The sequence below is a fragment of the Streptomyces roseus genome, from assembly GCF_001044425.1.
Classification (GTDB): domain Bacteria; phylum Actinomycetota; class Actinomycetes; order Streptomycetales; family Streptomycetaceae; genus Streptomyces; species Streptomyces roseus.
Window position 1 is genome coordinate 14,893 of the sequence record NZ_LFML01000089.1, and the last position, 23,606, is coordinate 38,498.

Here is a 23,606-nt window from a genome sequence, read left to right on the forward strand (position 1 = left end):
AAACGCTTCCACCGCACCCTGCCGAGGAATGGGCCTACCACCGGCCCTACACCTCAGACCAGGAACGGCAGAACGCGTTCACCCACTGGATCGACTGGTACAACTACCACCGACCCCACACCGGCATCCAAGGCCAAACACCCGCCAGCCGCGTCACCAACCTGCCCGGACAACACACCTAGACCGGTACGTACGCCACGCGGGGCCCGGGGAGCGATCCCCGGGCCCCGCGCGTTTCCCCTCGCGGCTCCCGTCAGAGCTTCTGCACCGGCGCGTAGCGCAGCAGCAGGCGCTTCGGCTTGTCGTCCCCGAAGTCGACGGTGGCCTGCGCGTCCGCGCCGGCGCCCCTGACCTCCATGACCGTGCCCAGTCCGAACTGGTCGTGCGTGACCCGGTCCCCGACCGCCAGCGCGATGACCGGCTTGTCGGCCGCCCGGCGCGTCGCGAACCCGGACGGGCCCGACTTCGTGCGCGACGAGGACAGGAACGCCTCCGGCGAGGTCCCGAACGTGGCCTTGGAGCCGCCCGAACCCGAGGATCCGTACGAGGAGCCGCGCATCGGGCCCGCGGGCTTCTGCGCCGCGCCCGTCCGCTTCCACTGGAGGTACTCGGCCGGGATCTCCTCCAGGAACCGCGAGGGCGGGTTGTACGAGGGAGTGCCCCACGCGCTGCGCATCGACGAACGGGTCAGGTACAGCCGCTCGCGCGCACGCGTGATGCCGACGTACGCGAGGCGGCGCTCCTCCTCCAGCTCCTTGGTCTGGCCCAGCGCCCGCATGTGCGGGAAGACCCCGTCCTCCATGCCGGTCAGGAAGACCACCGGGAATTCGAGGCCCTTGGCGGTGTGCAGGGTCATCAGCGTGATGACGCCCGAGCCGTCCTCGTCCTCGTCGGGGATCTGGTCGGAGTCGGCGACGAGCGCGACCTGCTCCAGGAACTCCGCGAGGGTTCCCGGGTTCTCCTCGCCGCGGGCCTGCTCGAACTCCAGCGCCACGGCCGCGAGTTCCTGGAGGTTCTCGATGCGCGTCTCGTCCTGCGGGTCGGTCGAGGCCTGGAGCTCGGCGAGGTATCCCGTACGCTCCAGCACCGCCTCCAGCACCACCGCCGGGCCCGCGCCCGAGTCGACGATCGTGCGGAGCTCCTCCATCAGCACGTTGAACCGCTTCACCGCGTTGGTGGAGCGCGCCGCCATGCCGAACGCCTCGTCCACGCGCCGCAGCGCCTGCGGGAAGGTGATCTTCTCGCGCAGCGCGAGGGCGTCGATCATCGCTTCGGCGCGCTCGCCGATACCGCGCTTGGGCACGTTCAGGATGCGGCGGAGCGGGACGTTGTCCTCGGGGTTCGCGAGCACGCGCAGGTACGCGAGGACGTCGCGGACCTCCTTGCGCTCGTAGAAGCGGACGCCGCCGACGACCTTGTACGGGAGTCCGACGCGGATGAAGATCTCCTCGAACACGCGCGACTGCGCGTTCGTCCGGTAGAAGATCGCGACGTCGCCCGCCTTGGCGTCCCCGGCGTCCGTCAGCCGGTCGATCTCCTCGGCGACGAACTGCGCCTCGTCGTGCTCGGTGTCCGCGACGTAGCCGGTGATGACCGCGCCGGTGCCGGCCTGGGTCCACAGGTTCTTGGCGCGGCGGTTCTCGTTGCGCTCGATGACCGCGTTGGCGGCGGACAGGATCGTCTGCGTGGAGCGGTAGTTCTGCTCCAGCAGGATCGTCGTCGCGTCCTTGTAGTCCTCCTCGAACTGGAGGATGTTGCGGATGGTCGCGCCGCGGAAAGCGTAGATCGACTGGTCGGCGTCACCCACCACGCAGAGCTCGGCCGGCGGCAGGTCCGGGTAGCCGGTGCCGACGAGCTCGCGCACCAGCGTGTACTGGGCGTGGTTGGTGTCCTGGTACTCGTCCACCAGGACGTGCCGGAAGCGCCGCCGGTAGTGCTCGGCGACGTCCGGGAACGCCTGGAGCAGGTGGACGGTCGTCATGATGATGTCGTCGAAGTCGAGCGCGTTGGCCTCGCGCAGCCGCCCCTGGTACATCGCGTACGCCTGGGCGAGCGTCTTCTCGAAGCCGTCGGCGGCCTGCCCGGCGAAGGCGTCCTCGTCGATCAGCTCGTTCTTGAGGTTCGAGATCTTGGCGTTGAAGGCCTTCGGCGGGAACTTCTTCGGGTCCAGGTCCAGGTCGCGGCAGACGAGCGCCATCAGGCGCTTCGAGTCGGCCGCGTCGTAGATCGAGAAGGACGAGGTGAAACCGAGGCGCTTCGACTCGCGGCGCAGGATGCGGACGCACGCGCTGTGGAAGGTGGACACCCACATGGCGTTGGCGCGCGGGCCGACCAGGCCCTCCACGCGCTCCTTCATCTCGCCGGCGGCCTTGTTGGTGAAGGTGATCGCCAGGATCTGGCCGGGGTGGACGTGCCGCGCGGCCAGCAGGTGGCCGATGCGGTGGGTCAGCACCCGGGTCTTGCCGGAGCCGGCGCCGGCCACGATGAGCAGGGGGGAGCCGGCGTGGACGACGGCCGCGGCCTGCTGCTCGTTCAGCCCCTCCAGGAGCATCGCCGGGTCGATGACGGGCTTGGGGGCGCCGTCCCGGTAGTACGCGTCACCGCTCATGGGCACGTCGAAGTGGCCCCCGAAGAGATCGTCCGCGCCTTCCTCCGGCGCGGGGTGATCCTCGGGCGGCGGGGGGACCTCGTCGGAGGGGGTGAGGTCCGCCAGGAAACTGTCGTCAAAGAGGCTGCTCATCGCTTTCCGAGTCTAGAGGTCGGGACCGACACGCCAGTACGAGTTCCAGGAGACCGGGGAAGCGCAGTTCCAGATCGTCGCGGCGCAGCGTGAGGTAGAGCTTGCGGCCTTGGGGGCGCTGGCTGATCACCCCGCCCTCGCGGAGCGTCTTGAGATGGTGCGTGACGCTGGATCGGGGCAGGTCAGGCACCACTTCGCCGCAGAACGTCCGCTCGCCGGAGGCCAGCTTGCGGACGATGTCGAGGCGGACCGGGTGCCCGAGGGCGGCGAGGACCGCGGCCAGGTCGAGGTCCTCGGCGCAGGGATGGGTCGGCTCGGCGGCGTCGGGCATGCCCACAACTGTACGCAGATCTCGTACGGACGCGGCGGGGCCGTTCGAGGATCCCGCGACCCGCCTCCGGGACCGGCCGAGAGCCCCCGTACGCTCGGCGCCATGGACGTACTCATCAGTGTCTTCGTGGGCCTGCACATCATCGGCATCGCCTCCCTGCTGGGCGGTTTCCTCACGCAGATGAAGGCGATGAGCGCCGGCACCGCCCGCTTCGTGCCCGCGATGCTGCACGGCGCGCTGACGATGCTCGTCACCGGCGTCCTGCTGGTCGGCTTCCGCGAGATGGACGGCGGCCACGTCAACAACATCAAGATCGGCGTGAAGCTCGCCGTCCTCTTCGTGATCCTGGCGCTCGTCTACGTGAAGCGGGACGAGGAGCACGTGGAGAAGGCGCTGTTCGGGGCGGTCGGCGCACTGACCGTGATCAATATCTTCATCGCCGTCCTCTGGCACTGATCCCCACCGCGAACCACAACGGCCACATCCGGCCACATCGGTTCACGTCCGGGCACTTGCGATCATCTCGTCATCCGACCGTTACCTTCCGGTCTAGCGTCCTCCTCCAAGCACCGAGCCCCCGAGCGAGGAAGGACGTGAGGCCCTCGTGGCCAGTCACCGAAAGCCCAGGCAGCGCCCGCTCCATCCGCTCTCCCGCGGAACCGTGCGGACCGCAGCGACGCTCGCCCTCGCGGGCGCTGCCACCGCCACCGCCTTCGAAGGCACCTCGCAGGCCGATCCCCAGCAGACGCCCTCGCAGGTGAAGGCGGAGGTGGACCGGCTCTACGAGGAGGCCGAGGAGAGCGCCGAGCGGTACAACGGGGCGAAGGAGCAGGCCGACGAGGCCCAGCGCGCGTTCGACGCGCTGCGCGACGAGGCCGCCCGCAAGACGGACCGGCTGAACACCGCCCGCCGGGCGCTCGGTTCCCTCGCGGCCGGCCAGTACCGCACCGGCGGGCTGGGGCCGGCGATGCGGCTGGCGCTCGCCGCCGATCCCCAGGACTACCTGGACCAGGCCTCGTTCCTCACCCGGACCGGCGACCGCAGCGCCGCCGAGGTGGCGTCCGTACGACGGCAGCTCGACGAGGTCGGACAGCTCAGGGACCGGGCCGACGGCCGCCTCGCCGACCTGCGCGCCCACGAGGGCGAGCTCGCCCGGTACAAGGCCACCGTCGAGGACAAGCTCGACACCGCGAAGCGGCTGCTGGCCAAGCTCACGGCCGAGGAGCGGGCCGCGTACGAGGCCCGGTCGGGCGGGGCCGCGGCCGGCGCGGCCCCGGCCGGTGCACCGGCGACGGCCCCGCCCGCGCCGGCGGACGGCTCGCGCGCGGCCCGCGCGGTGGCGTTCGCGTACGGGGCGATCGGCAAACCGTACGTGTGGGGCGCGACGGGGCCGGGCTCGTTCGACTGCTCCGGCCTGACCCAGGCGGCCTGGCGCTCGGCCGGGGTCTCCCTCCCCCGGACCACGTACACCCAGATCAACGCCGGGCAGCGGGTCTCCCGCGATCAGCTGGCCCCCGGTGACCTGGTGTTCTTCTACTCCGGGATCACCCACGTCGGCCTGTACATCGGCAACGGCCAGATGATCCACGCCCCGCGCCCCGGGTCGACGGTCCGCGTGGCCCCGGTCGACTCGATGCCGTGGGCGGGGGCCTCCCGCCCGGCGTGAGGCGGCCGCCGTCCCCGAGGGCTCCCCGCCCGTGGGGCCCTACGGAGCCTTGACCTGCGTGCTCAGCCAGCCGAAGGCCGTCGGGAGCTGCTTCGACCACGAGTCGAGGTTGTGCCCGCCGGTGACCTTCTCCGCGTGCACCGCGGTCGGGTTCTGGGCGATGGCCTTGAGGTCCGTGCCGGACAGGTAGCCGTCCTGCTCGGCGCCGGACATCCACAGCGAGACCGCCGGCGGCGCGGGCGCGGCCTTGAGCAGGGCCTTCAGGTTGTGGGTGCGCCGCATCTCGGGGTCCTGGGCGACCAGCGAGGTGGGCTCCTGGCCCGGGTCGTTGTAGCCGGAGAGGGAGACGGCCGCGCTGTAGCGGTCGGGGTGCAGGATCGCCAGCTTGGCGGCGCAGTACGCGCCCGCCGAGTAGCCGGCGACGCCCCAGGTGCGGGCCTCGTCGGAGGCGCGGAAGTTGTCGGTGACCATCTTGCGGACGTCGACGCTGAACCAGCTGTCCGCGTTCACCTTGCCCGGGATGTTCGCGCAGCCGGTGTCGCCGTTGCCCAGCAGCATGGCGCGCGGCGAGACCAGGATGAACGGCTGCACCTTGCCGCTCTTCATCAGCGGCTCCAGCACCTCGGCCGCCTTGAGCCCCTGGAACCAGGACTTGCCCGTCCCCGGTATGCCCGGGATCAGCTCGACCACCGGGAACTTCTTGTTCTTGAACGCCGGGTCGTCGTACTGCGGCGGGAGCCACACCATGACGTCGCCCTTGACTCCGGAGATCTTGCCGGCCAGCTCGGTCTTCTTGACCCGGCCGCCGAGGCCCTCGACCGGCTGGAAGTCCTGGAGCACCTTCGGCTCGGCCTTGACCTCCGCGACCTTCTTGCCGCCGAGCCCGTCCGCGCCGAGGTCGGGGGCGGCCGTGACGTACTTGCCGGTGCCCAGCAGGTCACCCCAGGACGCGTAGAAGTTCTCCTCGCGGTTCACCGAGACGAACACCAGCGCGACGGCGGTGACCTGCGCGAACACCACCATCAGGGCCCGGGTCGACACCCGTACGACGGCGGGGCCGCGCACCTTGCTCCACACGGCCAGCGGCAGGAGAACGGCGATCGCCGTGAGGGCGATCGCCGTCGCGAACAGGGGAAACCCCGTCAAGCTCATCACGCCACCCAAGAGGGCGCCGCGACGCCGCGCGGTTGCCCCCGGCACGTGCGGCGTCGGTCACACCAGGCGGCGGGCCGTCGCCCAGCGGGTCAGCTCGTGCCGGTTGGAGAGCTGGAGCTTGCGGAGCACCGCCGAGACGTGCGATTCCACGGTCTTCACGGAGATGAAGAGCTGCTTGGCGATCTCCTTGTACGCGTACCCCCGCGCGATGAGCCGCAGCACCTCGCGCTCGCGCTGGGTGAGGCGGTCCAGGTCCTCGTCGACCGGCGGGGCGTCCGTCGAGGCGAAGGCGTCGAGCACGAAGCCCGCCAGCCGCGGCGAGAACACCGCGTCGCCCTCCTGGACCCGGAAGACCGAGTTCACCAGGTCGGTCCCGGTGATGGTCTTGGTGACGTACCCGCGCGCACCGCCCCGGATGACCCCGATGACGTCCTCCGCGGCGTCCGACACCGACAGGGCCAGGAAGCGCACCGGATTCTCGGCGGCGGCCATCAGCGGGGCGCAGCGCCGCAGCACCTCGACCCCGCCGCCCCCCGGCAGGTGCACGTCGAGCAGGACCACCTCGGGGCGGGTGGCGGTGATGACGGTGACGGCCTGGTCGACATCGGCCGCCTCGCCGACGACCTCGACCCCGGTCCGGCCGGTCTCGCCGATCTCGGCCTGCACCCCCGTGCGGAACATCCGGTGGTCGTCGACGAGCACCACCCGGACGTGCCTGCCCACCGGCGTCCCGGTCGTGCTGCCGGTCGTCTCCTCGGTCATGCTGCGTTCGCCACCCTCTCCATCTCCAGCTCGACTTCCGTGCCGCCGTCGGGCGCGGACCGCAGCCGTGCGGTCCCGCCGTTGCGCTGCATCCGGCCGATGATCGATTCTCGTACGCCCATGCGGTCTTCCGGTACCGCGTCGATGTCGAAGCCCGGCCCGCGGTCCCGTACGGACACGAACACGGTCTGCCCCTCCACCTCGGCGTACACCTGCACCGGCCCGCCGTCGCCACCGTACTTGGCGGCGTTGACCATCGCCTCGCGCGCGGCCTGGACCTGGGCGCCGAGCCTCTCGTCGAGCGGGCAGTCCCCGACGACGACGACCTCGATCGGGACCCCGTGGTGGTCCTCCACCTCGGCGGCCGTCTTCTTGACCGCCTCCGCGAGGGTCGCGGGCTCCTCGGCCTCGTCCTTGCCGGTGCCCTCCGGTCTGTACAGCCAGTTCCGCAGCTCCCGCTCCTGCGCGCGGGCCAGGCGGCGGACCTCGCCGGCGTCCTCCGCGTTGCGCTGGATCAGGGTCAGAGTGTGCAGCACCGAGTCGTGCACGTGGGCGGCGACCTCGGCACGCTCCTGGGCGCGGATGCGCATCAGGCGCTCCTCGGAGAGGTCCTGGGTCATCCGGATCAGCCAGGGTCCGGCGAGCAGGGCCGTGCCGACGAGGACGGCGAGGGCGGCGGTCAGCACGTTGCCGAGCTGCGCCGCCGAGCCGCGTACGACGATGAAGACGGTCAGGCCGACGCCGACCAGGGCGACCCCGGCGAACCCGCGGGCGATCTGGAGCAGGCGCGCGTTGCGCCCGCCGGCGGCGCCCCAGTGGGCGCGGCGGGCGTTGTCGGCCTGGCGCCAGACGAGGACCACGCCGGCGCCGACCAGCAGCGTCGGCCACACGTACCGCCCGGAGGTGCCGCCGAGCTGGACCTTGGAGACGAAGATGCCGGCGCCGACGCACAGGGCGATGAGGGCGGTGAGCTGCCCGCGGTCGGGTTTGCGCAGGCGGCGGGTGCCGTCGGGGAGGGTCTCGAAGAAGGAGCGGTGGCCGGCCCGGCCGCCGACCCCCAGCGGTACGAACACCCAGAAGGCGGCGTAGAGCAGTACGCCCAGCCCGTCGCCCCACAGGAACAGGCCGAGGAAGGCGAGCCGGACCCAGACGACCGGCAGCCCGAGGTGCCCGGCGAGACCGCGCGCGACACCGCCGAGCATCCGGCCGTCGGCGCTGCGGTAGAGCTTGCGCTGCGGCGGTTCGTCGGCGTCTGTCGTGTGCGGGGGACGGGGGGCGGCGGAGACGGGCATGCCATTGATGGTCACACGCGGGCGCCGCACGGGACATCAGGGCAGCCCCCCAGTTCCCTCGGGGGGATATCAGGGTTGCGCCAGGGTCGGACCCGGTGCCGCCCGGTGCGGCGGGTTGTCACCATGGAGCCATGACCAAGCACGACTCCCCGCCTTCGCCGACCGGTGCCACCGCGCCGCCGCCCGGCGACCGGTCCGCGGACCGGTCCGCGGACCGCGCCGCCGAGCGGCCGCCGCTGCGCCGCAGCAAGCGCGACAAGGTCCTCGCGGGCGTGTGCGGCGGCCTCGGCCGGTACTTCGACCTGGACCCGGTGATCTTCCGGATCGTGCTCGGCGTCCTCGCGGTCACCGGCGGGGTCGGCCTCATCTTCTACGGCTTCGCCTGGCTGCTGCTGCCGGTCGAGGGGGAGGAGGACAGCGAGGCGAAGAAGCTGCTGACCGGCCGGGTCGAGGGCGCCACCCTGGCCGCGGTGTTCGCGGCCCTGGTCGGCTGCGCGCTGTTCCTGTCGATGCTGGACAACGGCGGGCTGGCCGTCTTCTCCGTCCTGGTGATCCTGGCCCTCGGCGGGGCCGGGTACTGGTCGCAGCGCCGCCGCAAGAGCGCCGCCCCGGAGGCCGACCCGCAGGCGGCGCACCGCCCGGTCCCCGCCCCGCCGGAGACCCAGGCCCCGCCCGTGCCCGGCAGCCCGTCCTGGTGGCGGGACCCGCTGGTCAAGGACGGCACCACCGGCCCGGTGGGGTCCACCGGATACCTGTGGGGGCCGGACGACTCCGCCGATGCCAACGCCGCCCGCAACATCGGGGGCGGCCGGGCGCAGGATCCCGGCCGGGCCGCGGCCCCGAAGGTCCCGCGCGGCGGCATCGGCGGCCGGGTGTTCGTCCTGGCCCTGCTGGCGGGGGGCGGCGCCCCAGCGGCGGCCTGGCAGGGCGACACCCTCTCGCACGCGCTCCAGATCGGTCTGGCCTCGGCCCTCGCCGTGTTCGGGCTCGGCCTGGCGGTCAGCTCGGTCAGGGGCCGCACCGGCTTCGGCACGATCCTGCTCGCGATGATCACGGCCGGGCTGCTGGCCGGCGCGTCGGCCCTGCCGCGGGAGATCGGCACCGACTGGAAGTCCGTGGAATGGCGGCCGGCCGCCGTGGCCGACCTCAGACCGGTCTACACGGCGGGCACCGGGCTGGCCACGCTGGACCTGAGCGGGCTGGACGTGCCGAAGGGCACCACGCTGTCCGTCCGCGCCTCCCTGGAGGCCGGCCGGCTGAAGGTGATCCTGCCCCGCGAGGTCACCGCGCAGACCGACGTCTCGGTGAAGCTGGGCGACATCCACCTGCCCGGGGAGACCAGCGAGGACGTACGCGTCAAGAGCGGCGGGGAGACCCAGCGGGCGACCTTGAAGCCCTCCGCCGGCACCGAGGCCGGGGGGACGATCGAGCTGGACCTGAGCGCAGATTTCGGACAGGTGGAGGTGGCCCGTGCCGCGTCATGAGTTCCAGCCCGGACGGCTGCTGGCCGGCCTGATCCTGGTGGCGGCGGGCGTGCTGTACCTGCTCGACGCGACCGGGGAGGCGGATCTGCCCTGGTTCCTGGTCATCCCGATGACCATGGGCGGGCTGTGCCTCGCCGCACTGGTGGGGATCGTGACCTACGCGATCCGGCGGGACCGGCGCGACCGGATCAGCGAGTCCAGTGACAGATAGGGCGCCCCGGCCATGATCATCGGGATCCAGGCCATCAGGTAGACCAGGTCGTTGCCGTAGTAGTACGGGGTGACCTGCCAGGACACCGTGAGCCACAGGCTGAGCGAGATCAGCGCCCCGCCGGTGGCCGCGATCCGGGTCAGCAGGCCGGCCAGGGTCCCCAGGCCCACCAGGAGCTCGCCGACGGCCAGCGCCGTCCCGAACCCGACGGGCGAGTGCAGCGCCCAGTCCACCAGGGCCGGGATCGCGGAGGTGTCGCGCACGCCGTGCATCTGCTCGCCGATGGAGCCGGCGCCGGAGGCGGACAGGAACGCGCGGTCGGTCAGCTTGTCCAGGCCCGCGTAGACGAAGGTCACGCCGAGGAAGATCCGCAGCGGCAGCAGGGCGTACCGGGCGGCCCGTTCCCGCACTCCGGAAGGGCCGGAGCGGCCGGAAGGGCCAGCGGGTCCAAAAGCGCCGGAAGAGTCGGCGGAAGGGACGTCAGTTCGGGTCACGTCCCATGTGTACCCCGTCTCACTCGGCCACGTCGATGGTGCAGCGGTTGGATTCCACCCCGGCGGCCGTCACCACCTGCACCTCGATGCGCCCGGGTTCCACTTCCGCCGGGACCGGCACCGTCAGCGCCGAGTCCGAGGGGTTGGTGAACCCGCCCGCGACCGGCACCAGCGGCACGTGCACGTGGACCGCCCCGACCCGCACCACCAGCCGGGCCAGCATCTCCGGGGTCTGCGCCCCGGGCGGCACGAAGCCCACGCCGCGGATCTCGATGTCGTCGCCCGGCCGGACGGCCGCGTCGAGGTCGCCCGGCTCCCGCCTGCGGACCACCGAAAGGATCAGCGGACGGGTGACCTCCGCGTACTTCGCCGCGAGGTACACCGCCGCCGACAGGGCCACCAGCACGGCCAGCGCCCACGGCAGCCTCGGCAGCCGGTCGGGGAACCGGGCCATCGACACCGCCGCGAAGGCCAGCACCACCGTGGAGACCAGCACGTACTGCGCGTCCGGGAAGCTGCCGCGGCCCGCGTCGTCCGTCAGCAGGTCCACCCCGCGCGGCCGGTCCGCCGGCAGCTTCTGCATCCGCTGGCCCATGATCCGTACGGTGACCACCCGGCGCACCAGCACCGCCACGGCCGAGGTCAGCGCGACCACCGCCAGCAGCGGCAGCGCCCGCCCGAGCGCCAGCCCCGCGTACAGGGCCTGGCGCTGCGGCCCCGGCGGTGAGGCGGCCAGCCGCAGCGCGGGCAGCAGCGCGGCGAACGCCGTCAGCACCACCCAGGCGCTCGGCACGGCCTTCGAGGTGGACAGCCGGTTGTCCTCGCCGACGAGCGGGGCGAGGAGCCCGCCGCGCAGCGACTGGGCGCGGGCGGCGACCGTGAGCAGCCCGGCCAGGGCCACGGCCGCGAGCAGCCCGGCCGTGCGGGCGGTGGACCAGCCGGTGCCGAGGGCGGTGCCGACCTGCACCAGCAGCAGCACTCCGGCCGCGATCCACACGGCGAGCACGGCCCGCCGCGAGAACAGGTACAGCCAGGAGTTCCCGGCCTCCCGGCCCCGGTCGGCGACCGTGCGCGCCGACAGGGTCAGCTCGTCGGAGACCCACTGCCGGGAGGCTCCGGCGGAGCGGGCCACCGCGGCCGGCAGCCCCTGTCCGGCCGCGAACTCGTCCCGCTTCTCGGTGAACGCGGCGACGGCGCGCCGGTGCCCCTCCTGCGCGCCGTGCGGGCAGTCGTCGCAGGTGCAGGCGCCGCCGTGGGTGCTTCTGGACATCTCTTGGACAGCCACGTGCGTGCCGCCTCTCTGAACTACGGTGCAATGCCAGCGAATTGTGCACCACTGCGGCAGTGCTCCGGATTGCGCACGATGTCAGAGCAGGTGATTAACCGTTCATGATGTTGACGCCACCCGCCCGGCCCGGTGGTTTCAGTGGTTTCAGGGCTCGACGCCCTGCCAGAGCGGCTGGTAGCTGACCCAGGCGGCGAGATCCGTGCCGAAACGCTCCCGCACGCCGAGCGCGGTGCGGTGGTCGATGGGCACCGGCTTCCCGACGGCCCGCGCGATCAGCTGCACCTGCGCCGCGCGCTCCGCCGCGATGAACCACCAGGCCGCGGAGTCCACGGAGCCGCCGACCGTCAGCAGACCGCGGCCCCGCAAGATCAGCGCCTTGTACGGGCCCAGGGCGCGGGCGATGCGCGCGCTGTCCTCGGGCCCGGCGAAACCGTCGAGGAGGGCGTGGTCCTCGTAGAAGGCGCAGGCCTCCTCGCTGAGGGGGGCGAGCAGTTCGCCGAGCACCGCCAGCGCCCTGCCGTACGGGGCGTGCGCGTGCACCACCGCCACCGCGTCGGGGCGGGCCCGGTGCACGGCGGCGTGCACGGCGAAGGCCAGCTCGTTGACCCGGTGCCCACCGCGGCGCACGCGTCCGTCCCCGTCGACGAGCAGCAGGTCCTCGGGGCCGAGGGCGGACAGGGCCCGCCCGAACGGGTTGACCCAGTGGCAGTCCGCGAACTCCGGGTCCCGCACGGTGATGTGTCCGGCGACCCCGTCCTCGTAGCCGAGGCGTCCGAAGAGCCGCAGCGCCCCGGCGAGCCGCTCCTTGCGGTACGCGCGCTCCGCGGCCGCGTCCGCGTGGACGGGCGGCAGCGCGAAGCGCAGCCGGTCCACCGGCACGGGCGCGGGTGCGCAGCCCGGCGCGGACGCGGCGACCGGCCCGGATGCGGGGTCCGGCCCGGACGCGGAGACCGGCGCGGGTGCGGGTACGGGCTGGTCCGGGTCCGGCATGACCCCTCCTTCGGCTCGCCGCGCAAGGTACCGGCGGCCGCGTCAAGTGGCCAGACACGCGGCGAAGCCGCCGCTCCCCGGGGGGAACGACGGCTTCGGCCACGCACTGCCGGGTGGGGACTACTCCCACTCGATGGTGCCCGGGGGCTTGCTCGTGCAGTCGAGGACGACGCGGTTCACGTCCGCCACCTCGTTGGTGATGCGGGTGGAGATCCGCGCGAGCACCTCGTAGGGCATGCGCGTCCAGTCCGCGGTCATCGCGTCCTCGGAGGAGACGGGGCGCAGCACGATCGGGTGGCCGTACGTGCGGCCGTCGCCCTGGACGCCGACGCTGCGGACGTCCGCGAGCAGGACGACCGGGCACTGCCAGATCTCGCGGTCCAGGCCGGCCGCGGTCAGCTCGTGGCGGGCGATGGCGTCGGCCTCGCGGAGCAGGTCCAGGCGCTCCTTGGTGACCTCGCCGACGATGCGGATGCCGAGGCCCGGGCCGGGGAAGGGCTGGCGCTGGACGATCTCGTCCGGCAGGCCGAGCTCCTGGCCGACCATCCGGACCTCGTCCTTGAACAGCTGGCGCAGCGGCTCGACGAGCTCGAACTCGATGTCGTCGGGGAGGCCGCCCACGTTGTGGTGGGACTTGATGTTGGCGGTGCCGGTACCGCCGCCGGACTCGACGACGTCCGGGTACAGGGTGCCCTGGACCAGGAAGGCGACCGCGGGGCCGTCCTCCTGGAGGATCTCCAGCTGGGCCTGCTCGAAGACGCGGATGAACTCGCGCCCGATGATCTTCCGCTTGGTCTCGGGGTCGGAGACCCCGGCCAGTGCGGTCAGGAAGCGCTCCTGGGCGTCGACGACCTTCAGCTGCACGCCGGTGGCGGCGACGAAGTCCTTCTCGACCTGCTCGGTCTCGCCCTTGCGCATCAGGCCGTGGTCGACGTAGACGCAGGTCAGCTGCGAGCCGATGGCCTTCTGGACGAGGGCCGCGGCGACCGCGGAGTCCACGCCGCCGGACAGGCCGCAGATGGCGCGCTTGTCGCCGACCTGCTCGCGGATGGCCGCGATCTGCTCCTCGACGATGTTGCCCGTGGTCCAGGTGGGTTCCAGGCCGGCGCCGCGGTAGAGGAAGTGCTCCAGCACCTGCTGGCCGTGCGTGGAGTGCATCACCTCGGGGTGGTACTGCACGCCGTACAGCTTCTTCTCGTCGTTCTCGAAGGCCGCGACCGGGACGACGTTCGTCGACGCGGTGACGGTGAAGCCCTCGGGGGCGGCGGAGCAGGCGTCGCCGTGGGACATCCACACCGACTGGTTCGCGGGGGTGCCCTCGAAGAGGGTGGAGCCGGCCTTGGAGACGGCGAGCGGCGTACGGCCGTACTCGCGGGCGCCGGTGTTGTCGACGGTGCCGCCGAGGGTGGTCGCCATCAGCTGGAAGCCGTAGCACATGCCGAAGACGGGGACGCCGGAGCCGAAGAGGGCGTCGGCGTCGTCCAGGCGCGGAGCACCCTCCTCGTACACGGAGGACGGGCCGCCGGAGAGGATGATCGCCTTCGGGTCCTTGGCGAGCATCTCGGCCACCGGCATCGTGCTGGGGACGATCTCGCTGTAGACCCGTGCCTCGCGGACGCGGCGGGCGATGAGCTGGGCGTACTGGGCGCCGAAGTCGACGACGAGAACCGTGTCCGGGGCGCTGTCGTGGGCGGCGGAGGGTGCTTCTGGCACGGGGCGGCCTTCCGGCGGAAGAGGGTGGCTGTTTTGTCGATTCTACCGGTGGCGCCGGCCGCCACTTTGTCGCACCATCCGAGGCCCACGTCTCACGATCCGGGCCGGGTTGGCCCGGGAGGGGGCGGCGGGCCATAATCCTGTCCATGCGCAAGCAGCTGAGCTTCCTCTTTACCTATGGCACCGGCCGGTCCGGTCGCCATGGGTCCGCGTGATGCTCGCTTGAGCCGCTGACTTCCCAGAGCGCCCCGGTCCGACAGGACCGGGGCGCTCTGGCGTTTCCGCTCCTGTCGCCGCAATCCACAGGAGTAAGAACATGACCGTGACCACCACCCCCGCGCAGCTGATCGCCGAGTCCCGCGAGCGGATCGACGCCATCGACGACCGGATCATCGGACTGATCCAGGAGCGGATGGCCGTCTCCACCGTCATCCAGGAGGCCCGGATCACCTCGGGCGGCAGGCGGGTGCACCTCTCGCGCGAGATGGAGGTGCTCGCGCACTGGAGCGACGCGCTCGGCAAGCCGGGGACCACCCTGGCGATGACCCTGCTGGAGCTGTGCCGCGGCCGGGTCTGAGGAGGCCGGGCCCGCGCCGGCCCGCCTGACGCGTGTTCGTCACCCGTCCGGACCGTGACCGCCCCCGGGGCCCTTCGTTGGTGTGGTTGGCCGTGCCAGCCAGGCGCGGGACCGCAGCACCACGCGTGGCTCTTCGGGAGCGATGAGACGTACGGCCCTTCGGGAGGTGCGTCGTGGGACCCCGCTCCTTCGCGTGACCGGACGGCAGGGGACAGCAGCCCGGTCACCCCAAGAGGACGGCCGGCCCGGGGGACGCCCAGGGCCGGCCGTTCTGCGCGTGCGCGCCGCCTGCGGTGTTCCCGCTGCCTACGCGTGCCCGCCCGAGCGGCGGCGCGCCCCCGCGTACAGCGCGCCGCCGACGGCCACGGCGACCAGCGCGCCCAGCGCGATCGGGCCCACGGAGCTGCCGGTCGAGGCGAGGTTGCCGCCCGCGGCGCCGGCGGTGGTCGCGGAGGTGCTCGGCGAGGCCGAAGCCGACGCCGAAGCAGAGGCCGAGGCGGACGGGGACGGCGACGCGGAGGCCGAGCCGGACGGGCTCGGGCTCGTACCGTCCTTGACCTCGACCGTGAACGCGGCCGTGGCGTTGCCCGCGACCGAGTCGAAGGAGAGCGGCTTCGTGCCGCCCGCGACCGGCTCGCCGACGGTGACCGAGCCCTTGGCGCCGGCCACGGCCTTCTCAATCTTCATCGTGAACCGCTCGGTGTACGCACCGGCGGTGTCCGCGAACGGCCCCGCGTCGCAGAAGTAGCGCGGCGCGCCCAGCCGGTCCGTACGGTCGCCGCCGTCGGCCTCGACCGCGCGGCAGCTCGGGGGCGCGCTCGTGACCCGCACCCCGGCCGGCACGACGATGTCGGTACGGGCCACGCTCTGGCCCGAGCGCAGGTGGCTGATCACGGCCGGGCCTTTGTTGCGGAAGCCGAGCTCGGCCGCGACCGTGTCGCCGACCTTGCCGGAGGGCGAGGCGGTGACCGCCTCGAAGTCGGCCCGGGCGCCCTTGGCGGTGAATTCGAGGCTGCGCTCGTTGTCGGCCGGGTTCAGGTCGGTGTTCTCGGCGTGGCCGGCGGGCGCGGCCGCGGCGGAGCCCGTCACCGGCACCGCGGCCGCGGCCTTGACCAGCTTCAGCTGCCTGCCGGTGGCGGGCCGGCCCTGGTCCGCGCCCTTGTCCGCGCCCTTGTCCGCGCCCTTGTCCGGCGCCGGGTCGGGGACGACCGCGTACCGCAGCCGGTCCTGGTAGGCCCGCGCGGTGGTCTTGAGGTGGAGCGGGGAGTCGGGGGCGAGCCGGTAGGACTCGCCCGGCAGGAACTCGCCCTCGACGAGGCAGACCGTGGTGGTGCCCATGCCGCCGTGGTCCTGCGGCCGGCAGTTGTCGTACGTCTCCGCCGGTTCCAGGCCCGCCGAGGCCTCCAGCTCCAGCGCGACCGACCGGGCGGGGAGCGTGCCCCGGTTGGCGAAGGCCAGCGGGAGGTCCTGCTGTTCGCCGGCCGTCACCTCGGACTCCGGCCGCAGCTCGCCCATGTACAGGTCGGGGCCGCCGACGGTCAGCCTGGTGGTGAGGGGCGTGACGCTCGCGCCCGCCACCCGGCCCGTGACCGCGATCTCGCCGCTCGCACCGTTCTTGGTGTCCTTGGCGGCGGAGACGAGCAGGTCGATCCCGCCAGCCTCGCGGCCGGAGCCGACCGACAGGCCCTGCTGCTTGCAGACGATCGCGGTGGCGCTCGTCGTGCAGTTTGGCCCGGGCCTGGCCGGGTCCGGCCGGACCGAGACCACGCCGGCGGCCTTGGTCAGATCGACGGTGACGGTGATCTCGCCCGGGAAGCCGTTCCCGGGGCCCGTGTGGTCCAGCGCGTAGTGCAGGCTGCGCTCCTTCGAGGGGCCCGTGGCCGGGGACGGCTGGAGCACCAGGGCGGAGGGGCCGGCGAGCGGGAAGGACGGTTCCGCGGCGAGCGCGGGAGCGGCCGCGCCGAGGCTCAGCGCCGCCAAGCCCGTAGCGGCCAAAAGGGAGATGCGCTTGTCCATGAAGATCGAGACCGTCGAGCGGGGGCCTCGGTTGCCCCTTTCGGGGAGTGACGGGCATCACATGCAACCATCCGGATTGATCACCTGTCACTTATGTACGCGGCGGCGGGTTCTGCGCTCGGAGGGGGAGCGCAGAACCCGCCGCCGCGACAGGTGTCAGGCAGGCGCCCGACACGCGTCAGACCTTCTTCGGCACCTGCGGCACCGGCAGCAGCAGCGGCAGCCGCAGCGCGCCGAAGGCCTCCTTCGGGACCGCCGGCCGGACCGGTTCCACCGCGGCCAGGCGGGTGTAGGCCGCCCCCTGTTCCGGCCGCGGGTCCCGCTCGCCCTTGTTGGGCCAGTACGACATCGCACGCTCCGCCTGCGCCGTGATCGTCAGCGACGGGTTGACCCCGAGGTTGGCGGAGACCGCCGAGCCGTCCACCACGGAGATCCCCGGGTGCCCGTACAGCCGGTGGTACGGGTCCACCACGCCCTCCTGCGCGGAGGCGCCGATCGGGCAGCCGCCGAGGAAGTGCGCGGTCAGCGGGGTGCCCATCAGCTCGCCGATGTTGCTGCCGGCGAAGCCGTTGATCTCCTCGGCCAGCAGGGTGGCCGCCTCGGTGGCCTCCTTGATCTGCACCGGGTTCGGGGCCCCGTGCCCCTGGCGGGCGGTGAGCAGCCCCTTGCCGAGGCCGCCGGGCTTGCGGTAGGTCGTCAGCGAGTTGTCCAGCGACTGCATCACGAGCCCGATGATCGTCCGCTCCGACCAGCGCCGGTTGGAGAGCGAGCGCGCCAGCTGCACCGGGTGCCTGGCGGTGCGCGCGAACCAGGCCCGTACCCGGTGGCTGCTGTACGGCACCTGGAGGACGGTCATGAACCCCATGGCGTTGGAGCCCTTGCCGTAGCGGACGGGCTCGATGTGGGTGTCGGCGTCGGGGTGCACGGACGAGGTGATCGCGACGCCCCGGGTGAAGTCGGCCCGCTGCTCCCCGCCGGGGCCCTGCCCGTGCCGCCTGCGGTAGCGCCGGTCGTCGGTCTGCGCGCCGACCAGGCCCTCGGAGTTGGTCCGGGTCAGCTCGCCGAGCCGGTCCGAGATCCGCGGGAGCAGCCCGTTGTCCTTCATGGTGTGCAGCAGGGTCTGGGTGCCGTACGTGCCCGCCGCGACGATCACGTACCGGGCGCGCAGTTCCTTGGCGACGCCCCGGCGGCGGGCGTCGGTGGGGACGGCGCGGATGCGGTAGCCGCCCTCGGGGTGCTCGGCGAGCGCGGTGACGGTGGTCATCGGGTGGATGACGGCTCCCGCGCGCTCGGCGAGGTGGAGGTAGTTCTCGTTCAGGGTGTTCTTCGCGCCGTGCCGGCAGCCGGTCATGCACTCGCCGCACTCGGTGCAGGCCTTGCGGGAGGGGCCCGCGCCGCCGAAGTAGGGGTCGGGGACCTCCTCGCCGGGACGGGCCGTGCGGCCGCGAGCGCCGCCGTCCCCGCCCTCGCCGCCGCTGTCACCGTCGCCGCCGCCGTCCGCGTCCGCGCCGTCCCCGAAGAAGACGCCGACCGGGGCCATGTGGAAGGAGTCCCCGACGCCCATCTTCTCGGCGGCGGCCTTCAGGTGGACGTCGGAGGGGGTCATCGTGGGGTTCAGGCGTACGCCGAGCATCCGCTTGGCCTGGTCGTAGTACGGGGCGAGTTCCTCGCGCCAGTTCGTGATCGACGCCCACTGCCGGTCCTCGAAGAAGGCGGTGGGCGGCACGTACAGCGTGTTGGCGTAGTTGAGCGAGCCGCCGCCCACCCCGGCGCCCGCGAGCACCATCACGTTGCCGAGCAGGTGGATCCGCTGGATCCCGTAGAGCCCGAGGGCCGGGGCCCACAGGTAGTTCCGCAGGTCCCAGCTGTTCTTCGGCAGGCTCTCGCGGGTGAAGCGGCGCCCCGCTTCCAGGACGCCGACCCGGTAGCCCTTCTCGGTGAGCCGCAGCGCCGAGACCGACCCTCCGAAACCCGATCCGATGACGATCACGTCGTAGTCGTACGCGTGCTCGCCGCCGTCCTCGTCCGCGTTCTCGTCCGCGTTCTCGTCCACGTTCTCGCCGGTGTTGTCCGACACTGCGGTGCCTCCCCGGGCAATGGTGCCTAACGGAATCGGAGCGTCTTCATGACCTTGAGGCTGCGGGTCATGAACGCCGCGTACTTCTCGTCGTCCATGCCCAGCGAGGGCGCCATCGGCAGCAGCCGCTGGTGGGCGACGGTCTGGGCCTCGGTGTACTTGAGGATGCCCTCGGAGCCGTGCCGGCGGCCGAGGCCGGAGTCCTTCATGCCGCCCATGGGGGCCTGGGCGCTGCCGTAGGCGGGGGCGTAGCCCTCGTTGATGTTGACGGTGCCGGTGCGCAGGCGGGCGGCGACGGCGTGGCCGCGGCGGGCGTCCTTGGTCCAGACGCTGGAGTTGAGCCCGTACGCGGTGGAGTTGGCCTGCGCGATCGCCTCGTCCTCGTCGGTGAAGCGGTAGACGGAGACGACCGGCCCGAAGGTCTCCTCGCCGCAGACCGCCATCGGCGCCTCGACCCCGTCGAGGATGGTCGGCTCGTAGAAGAGCGGGCCGATGTCGGGGCGGGCGGTGCCGCCGGCGACCAGGGTGGCGCCCTTGGCGACGGCCTCGTCGACGTGCCGCCGCACGGTCTCCAGCTGCCGCTCCCCGACCAGCGAGCCCATGTCCGCCCCGTACGCGAGGGAGGCGCCGAGCCGCATGGCCTTCGTACGGGCGGCGAAGCGCTCGACGAAGGCGTCGGCGATCGACGTGTGGACGTACAGCCGCTCGATGGAGATGCACAGCTGGCCCGCGGAGGAGAAGCAGGCGCGGACGGCGCCCGCGGCAGCCTTCTCGACGTCGGCGTCGGCGAGCACGAGCATGGCGTTCTTGCCGCCGAGTTCGAGGCTGACCCCGACCAGGCGGGCGGCCGCGCCACGGGCGACCTCGCGGCCGGTGCGGGTGGAGCCGGTGAAGGAGACGTAGTCGGCGTGCCGGACCACCTCGGGGCCGACGACCGGTCCCTCGCCGAGGACGACCTGGAAGACCTCGGCGGGCAGTCCGGCCTCGATCAGCAGGTCGCGGGCCCACAGGGCGGTCAGCGCGGTCTCGGTGTCGGGCTTCATGACGAGGGCGTTGCCCGCGACGAAGGCGGGCAGCGCGTCGCCGACGGAGAGTTCGAGCGGGTAGTTCCAGGGGGCGATCTGGCCGACGACGCCGCGCGGCTGGCGCAGCTCGGTGACCTTGGTGAGGGTGGGGATGGCGCCCGTGTGGCCCCTGGGGCGCAGGTACGAGGGGGCCTTCCTGCCGTAGTGGCGGGCGGCGACGGCGACCGCCTGCACCTCCTCGTGCGCGTGCAGGCGGGCCTTGCCGGTCTCCAGCTGGATGAGGTCGAGCACCTCGGCCTGGCGGGCGAGGACCAGGTCGTGGAAGCGCAGCAGGACGGCGGCCCGCTTGCGTACGGGGACGGCGGCCCAGGCGCTCTGGGCGGCGCGCGCCCGCTCGAAGGCCTCGGCGACGTCCTCGGGGGTGGCCTCCGGCAGGTCCGCCAGCTTGGCCCCGGTGAAGGGGGTGTGGTTCGCGGTCCGGCCGGAGCCGATCACTCCGCGGGTGAGCCGGGCGACCAGGTCGGGGGTCACCACGTCGGCGGCGGTACGGGCGCCGGCCGGGGCGGGGGCGACCGGATTGGTGGGCTGCGGTGCGCTGCGGAGGGGGGCCGGGGCCTGCGAGTCCGTCATGGCGGTGAGCGTATTCCGCCCGGAGGGCTTTGGGTACCCGTCGGTAACCGGATTTTGCCATTTCTGCCAGCGATCGCTGGCAGGATGACGGGATCAGGGCTTCGCGGGCGGCTTCCAGCCGCTGAGCACGACGTCGAACTGCTGCTCCGTCGTGGCCCAGTCGGCGACCGGGCTCGACATGTACACCGCATACTCTGTGCCGTCCGGGGCGATGTACATCTGCTCCTTGGCCCGGCGCGGACCCGGGTGGGTCTGCTTCTCCGTCCAGGTGAAGTCCCAGAGCGCGGCCCGGGTGCTGTCCCGGAAGGTGTTCTGGTTCAGCCGCACCTTCTTGTAGTCCGTCCGCTTCGCCACCTGCGTCTCCAGGTCGAGCAGGTGCGCGTACGGGTCCCGGTAGTCCGGCGTGGAGTCGGAGGCGATGCGGATGAAGTGCTTCCCGTCGTCCGGGGTGTAGTCGATCTGGTCGCCGTTCGCCTTGCGCGTCCAGCCTTCCGGGACGAAGAGCGTGAAGCCGGCCAAGGGGTCGACGACCTTGGTGTAGCCGGCGGGCGGGGCGGCCTCGCCGGCGCCGCCCTGCCGGTCGGGGGCGCTCGCGTTCTTGTCGGAGCCGCCGCCCCCCGCGTCGTCCCCGGTGAACTTCAGGACGCCGAAGACGGCGCCGCCGCCGACCAGCGCCGCCACGAGGGCCACGGCGGCGGCCCGCTTGAGCCGGCCGCCGGCCGGCTCGGCCGCGGGGCGGGGCTGTTCGGGCAGGGCCGCGGTACGGACCCGGTCGGGGACCGGGGCCGGGGCGGGGGGCTGCGGCGGCGCCTCCTCGGCGGCGTCGGCGAGCTCCTCGGGAGTCACCGCGCGCGTGGGGACGTACGCCTGCGCCGCCTTGGGCTGGCGGCCCTCCATGGCCTCGATCAGCATCCGCTCGGTCTCCTGCGCCGAGGGCCGGTCCCCGGGGTCCTTGCGCAGCAGGGCCGTGATGACCGGGCCCAGCGCGCCGGCCTGGCGCAGCGCGGGCGGCTCGTCGTTGACGACGGCCTGGAGGCTGGAGATGGGAGAGGTGCGGCGGAAGGGCGAGCGCGCCTCGACCGCCGTGTACAAGGTCGCGCCCAGCGACCACAGGTCGGAGGAGGTGCCGGGGGTTCCGCCGGTGACCCGCTCCGGCGCCAGGTAGTCGATGGAGCCGACGATCTCGCCGGTCCGCGTGATGGAGGAGTCGCCCTCGATCGCGGCGATCCCGAAGTCCGTGAGCAGGACCCGCCCGTCCTTGGCCAGCAGCACGTTGCCGGGCTTGACGTCCCGGTGCAGGACGCCGACCGCGTGCGCGGCGCGCAGCGCGCCCAGGACGTGCAGACCGATCCGGGCCGCCTCCGCGGGCTCGATCCGGCCGGCCGCCTTGGCCGCGTCCGCGAGGGAGGGGCCGTCGATGTACTCCATGACGATCCACGGCCGGTCGTCGTGCTCCAGCACGTCGTGGACCACCACGACCGCCGGGTGCTGGATGCGGGCCGCGGCCCTGGCCTCCTTCTGGGTCCGGGCGTGCAACACCTCCCGATCGGCCTGGGCCACGTACAGACCCGCCGTCAGTTCCTTGACGGCGACGGTCCGGTGCAGCAGCTCGTCATGCGCGCGCCACACCTTGCCCATGCCGCCGCTGCCGATGGGCTCCACGAGCCGGTACCGGCCTGCGAGCACCGCACCCGCACCTGTCTGCTGTTCCACGAAACCCCGCCACTCTGTGCACTTCGGGCCAGATTACGGAGCGCCCGGGGCTCCCGGAACCGTGAAGCCTCGGTTCCGGCTGCACTGTGACGCAATCGCCGTACTGAGCCACCGTCAGTCGGCGTCAGCCGCCCGATTTGTAACTCCCCGTGGCCTTTTCGAAGACCTCGGTGACCTTGCCTTCACCGTCCTGTGGCCCGGTCACCATGACGACGTGGTAGCTGCCGCCGAGCGCGACGACGAAATTGCGGGCGACGACGCTGCGGCCGTTGCCGTCGATCCAGGTGTACCGGCCGGTGACGCGGAGCTGGTTGCCGACCTTGGTGGTCTTGACGTCGCCGCCGCTGGCCCACGTGGAGGACCGGTACGGGGCCAGCTCCGGCTCCTTGTCCTTCTGGTACGTCGCCGGGTCGGGGTTGCCCTCGACCTTGTCCCGGCCGGGGACGACGGTCAGGACGTACTCCCCGTCGGTGTACCGCACCTGTCCGGCCTCGTTCATCCCGCGCCGCTCCCACCCGCCCGGCACGGCGATCTCGAAGTGCTCGGGGTCCTGTTGGGTGGTATAGCCGGGCGGGGCGGAGGCGGCGGGGGGCTGGGCGGCCGAGGGCTGGGCGGCCGAGGGCTTCGGCGACTCCTTGGGCGGCTCCTTCGCGGATGCCGGGGGCGAGGCGGACGGGCCCTGCGCGGGGGGGCCGGCCCCGTCGGCGGGCTGCCGTCCGGAATCCGCGGGCAGGAAGAACAGGGCGTAGGCGACGGCCCCGGCGAGCAGGACCAGGACACCGAGCAGCAGGCTCCGGCCGAGGGAGCGCGGCGTGCGGGAGGCCGCGGGATTGCGGTGGCGGCCGTGCAGGTCGCCGCGCCGGCGGACGACGGGCAGCCGCGCGGGGTCCGGCTCCGGCATCGGGAGCGCGGCGAGGCCTCCGTCCGGCTCGGGGGCGGAGCGGACGAGGGAGCGCAGCCAGCCGCGGAGTTCCTCGAAGTCCGGGCGTTCGGTGGGGTCCTGGCGCAGCAGCGATTCCACGATGGGGCGCAGCGGGCCGCACTCCTCGGCGAAGGCCGGGGGTTCGGCGCAGACCATGTCGACCAGCTCGGCGACGTTGTCCTCGGGGTACGGGGCGTGCCCCTGGACGGCGCGGTACAGCAGTGCGCCGAGCCCCCAGAGGTCGGTGGCGGGCCCGATGGGCGCGGCCAGCTGCCAGGGCCCGGTGACGGACCCGGCCTGCTCGGGGGCCCACCGCTCGGTGACGGCCCCGACGACGGCCATCCGGGTCAGCCGGGCCCGCTCGGCCCCCAGCCCGCGGAGGCCGCCCCAGCTCGCGTCGGCGCCCTGGGCGGGCGGGGCGGGCTGGAGGGGCGGGGCCGGCGTGGCGGGTTGGAGGGGCGGGGCGGGCTGAACGGACGGGGTGGGCTCCGGTGCCGGCCGGCCGGGCTGGATGCGCCCC

General features: G+C 73.0%; 20 protein-coding genes. 6 read left to right on the plus strand and 14 right to left on the minus strand.

Annotated features, from left to right (window positions below; translation table 11 throughout):
• A partial coding sequence (locus tag ACS04_RS36485; RefSeq protein ID WP_425337833.1) for an integrase core domain-containing protein occupies positions 1-182 on the plus strand: 182 nt, incomplete at its 5' end.
• 71 nt (positions 183-253) lie between these two features.
• On the opposite strand, the gene pcrA is transcribed toward ACS04_RS36485, so the two are convergent.
• Both pcrA and ACS04_RS22115 read right to left on the minus strand, forming a co-directional pair.
• Complete coding sequence (gene pcrA, locus ACS04_RS22110; RefSeq protein WP_048478450.1) at positions 254-2,740, minus strand: DNA helicase PcrA; 2,487 nt, start codon at positions 2,738-2,740, stop codon at positions 254-256.
• Positions 2,724-3,071 (minus strand): ArsR/SmtB family transcription factor, encoded by a 348-nt coding sequence (locus tag ACS04_RS22115; RefSeq protein ID WP_048478467.1) that lies wholly within the window; start codon positions 3,069-3,071, stop codon positions 2,724-2,726. The genes pcrA and ACS04_RS22115 overlap by 17 nt, the downstream gene beginning before the upstream one ends.
• A 102-nt stretch (positions 3,072-3,173) precedes the next feature.
• Between ACS04_RS22115 and ACS04_RS22120 the strand changes: the two genes are divergently transcribed.
• Both ACS04_RS22120 and ACS04_RS22125 read left to right on the plus strand, forming a co-directional pair.
• On the plus strand, positions 3,174-3,527 hold the full coding sequence (locus ACS04_RS22120) for a hypothetical protein (RefSeq protein WP_048478451.1): 354 nt from the start codon (positions 3,174-3,176) through the stop codon (positions 3,525-3,527).
• Positions 3,528-3,675: 148 nt separating this feature from the next.
• Entirely contained in the window at positions 3,676-4,737 is a 1,062-nt protein-coding gene (locus ACS04_RS22125; RefSeq protein WP_048478452.1) for a C40 family peptidase, read from the plus strand.
• Positions 4,738-4,776: 39 nt separating this feature from the next.
• Here the strand turns inward: ACS04_RS22125 and ACS04_RS22130 are convergent, their stop codons facing one another.
• From ACS04_RS22130 to ACS04_RS22140, 3 genes are read right to left on the minus strand one after another with little or no spacing between them, the layout of a single operon-like run.
• Positions 4,777-5,889 carry an alpha/beta hydrolase gene (locus ACS04_RS22130; RefSeq protein ID WP_048478453.1) on the minus strand — a complete coding sequence of 371 codons (1,113 nt, stop codon included), beginning with the start codon at positions 5,887-5,889 and terminating at the stop codon, positions 4,777-4,779.
• Between the two features lie 60 nt (positions 5,890-5,949).
• Positions 5,950-6,654, minus strand: a complete 705-nt coding sequence (locus tag ACS04_RS22135; RefSeq protein WP_048478454.1) for a LuxR C-terminal-related transcriptional regulator — start codon at positions 6,652-6,654, stop codon at positions 5,950-5,952.
• A complete protein-coding gene (locus ACS04_RS22140) occupies positions 6,651-7,946 on the minus strand; it encodes an ATP-binding protein (protein WP_048478455.1) in 1,296 nt (431 codons plus the stop codon). The genes ACS04_RS22135 and ACS04_RS22140 overlap by 4 nt, the downstream gene beginning before the upstream one ends.
• Positions 7,947-8,077: 131 nt before the next feature.
• Between ACS04_RS22140 and ACS04_RS22145 the strand changes: the two genes are divergently transcribed.
• Together ACS04_RS22145 and ACS04_RS22150 are read left to right on the plus strand one after the other, a co-directional pair.
• On the plus strand, positions 8,078-9,430 hold the full coding sequence (locus tag ACS04_RS22145; RefSeq protein WP_048478456.1) for a PspC domain-containing protein: 1,353 nt from the start codon (positions 8,078-8,080) through the stop codon (positions 9,428-9,430).
• Positions 9,417-9,641, plus strand: coding sequence for a hypothetical protein (locus ACS04_RS22150; RefSeq protein WP_048478457.1), 225 nt, complete (start codon positions 9,417-9,419; stop codon positions 9,639-9,641). The genes ACS04_RS22145 and ACS04_RS22150 overlap by 14 nt, the downstream gene beginning before the upstream one ends.
• On the opposite strand, the gene ACS04_RS22155 is transcribed toward ACS04_RS22150, so the two are convergent.
• From ACS04_RS22155 to guaA, 4 genes are all read right to left on the minus strand, one after another.
• Positions 9,587-10,051 (minus strand): TQO small subunit DoxD, encoded by a 465-nt coding sequence (locus ACS04_RS22155; RefSeq protein ID WP_048478458.1) that lies wholly within the window; start codon positions 10,049-10,051, stop codon positions 9,587-9,589. The genes ACS04_RS22150 and ACS04_RS22155 overlap by 55 nt on opposite strands.
• A 103-nt stretch (positions 10,052-10,154) precedes the next feature.
• Positions 10,155-11,405, minus strand: a complete 1,251-nt coding sequence (locus ACS04_RS22160; protein WP_398025529.1) for a hypothetical protein — start codon at positions 11,403-11,405, stop codon at positions 10,155-10,157.
• 162 nt (positions 11,406-11,567) lie between these two features.
• On the minus strand, positions 11,568-12,413 hold the full coding sequence (locus tag ACS04_RS22165) for a class II aldolase/adducin family protein (RefSeq protein WP_078865139.1): 846 nt from the start codon (positions 12,411-12,413) through the stop codon (positions 11,568-11,570).
• Between the two features lie 120 nt (positions 12,414-12,533).
• The gene (guaA, locus tag ACS04_RS22170; protein ID WP_048478460.1) at positions 12,534-14,126 is read right to left on the minus strand and encodes a glutamine-hydrolyzing GMP synthase; all 1,593 of its coding nucleotides are present in this window, start codon (positions 14,124-14,126) and stop codon (positions 12,534-12,536) included.
• Positions 14,127-14,442: 316 nt separating this feature from the next.
• Between guaA and ACS04_RS22175 the strand changes: the two genes are divergently transcribed.
• Positions 14,443-14,703, plus strand: coding sequence for a chorismate mutase (locus tag ACS04_RS22175; protein ID WP_048478461.1), 261 nt, complete (start codon positions 14,443-14,445; stop codon positions 14,701-14,703).
• A gap of 306 nt (positions 14,704-15,009) precedes the next feature.
• Here the strand turns inward: ACS04_RS22175 and ACS04_RS22180 are convergent, their stop codons facing one another.
• The 5 genes from ACS04_RS22180 to ACS04_RS22200 all read right to left on the minus strand — a co-directional run.
• A complete protein-coding gene (locus ACS04_RS22180) occupies positions 15,010-16,719 on the minus strand; it encodes a hypothetical protein (RefSeq protein WP_048478462.1) in 1,710 nt (569 codons plus the stop codon).
• Positions 16,720-16,897: 178 nt separating this feature from the next.
• Positions 16,898-18,772, minus strand: a complete 1,875-nt coding sequence (locus tag ACS04_RS22185) for a GMC oxidoreductase (protein WP_048478469.1) — start codon at positions 18,770-18,772, stop codon at positions 16,898-16,900.
• A gap of 50 nt (positions 18,773-18,822) precedes the next feature.
• The gene (locus ACS04_RS22190; RefSeq protein ID WP_048478463.1) at positions 18,823-20,451 is read right to left on the minus strand and encodes a succinic semialdehyde dehydrogenase; all 1,629 of its coding nucleotides are present in this window, start codon (positions 20,449-20,451) and stop codon (positions 18,823-18,825) included.
• A gap of 93 nt (positions 20,452-20,544) precedes the next feature.
• Positions 20,545-22,164 carry a serine/threonine-protein kinase gene (locus ACS04_RS22195; RefSeq protein WP_048478464.1) on the minus strand — a complete coding sequence of 540 codons (1,620 nt, stop codon included), beginning with the start codon at positions 22,162-22,164 and terminating at the stop codon, positions 20,545-20,547.
• A gap of 124 nt (positions 22,165-22,288) precedes the next feature.
• Positions 22,289-23,606, minus strand: a 1,318-nt coding sequence (locus ACS04_RS22200; RefSeq protein ID WP_048478465.1) for a hypothetical protein, incomplete at its 5' end; no start/stop codon positions are given.

Coding starts and splice junctions, on each gene's coding strand:
- pcrA (WP_048478450.1), bottom strand. CDS start 2,740: ATGAGCAGCCTCTTTGACGACAGTTTCCTGGCGGACCTCACCCCCTCC.
- ACS04_RS22115 (WP_048478467.1), bottom strand. CDS start 3,071: ATGCCCGACGCCGCCGAGCCGACCCATCCCTGCGCCGAGGACCTCGAC.
- ACS04_RS22120 (WP_048478451.1), top strand. CDS start 3,174: ATGGACGTACTCATCAGTGTCTTCGTGGGCCTGCACATCATCGGCATC.
- ACS04_RS22130 (WP_048478453.1), bottom strand. CDS start 5,889: ATGAGCTTGACGGGGTTTCCCCTGTTCGCGACGGCGATCGCCCTCACG.
- ACS04_RS22135 (WP_048478454.1), bottom strand. CDS start 6,654: ATGACCGAGGAGACGACCGGCAGCACGACCGGGACGCCGGTGGGCAGG.
- ACS04_RS22140 (WP_048478455.1), bottom strand. CDS start 7,946: ATGCCCGTCTCCGCCGCCCCCCGTCCCCCGCACACGACAGACGCCGAC.
- ACS04_RS22145 (WP_048478456.1), top strand. CDS start 8,078: ATGACCAAGCACGACTCCCCGCCTTCGCCGACCGGTGCCACCGCGCCG.
- ACS04_RS22160 (WP_398025529.1), bottom strand. CDS start 11,405: ATGTCCAGAAGCACCCACGGCGGCGCCTGCACCTGCGACGACTGCCCG.
- ACS04_RS22165 (WP_078865139.1), bottom strand. CDS start 12,413: ATGCCGGACCCGGACCAGCCCGTACCCGCACCCGCGCCGGTCTCCGCG.
- ACS04_RS22175 (WP_048478461.1), top strand. CDS start 14,443: ATGACCGTGACCACCACCCCCGCGCAGCTGATCGCCGAGTCCCGCGAG.
- ACS04_RS22180 (WP_048478462.1), bottom strand. CDS start 16,719: ATGGACAAGCGCATCTCCCTTTTGGCCGCTACGGGCTTGGCGGCGCTG.
- ACS04_RS22190 (WP_048478463.1), bottom strand. CDS start 20,451: ATGACGGACTCGCAGGCCCCGGCCCCCCTCCGCAGCGCACCGCAGCCC.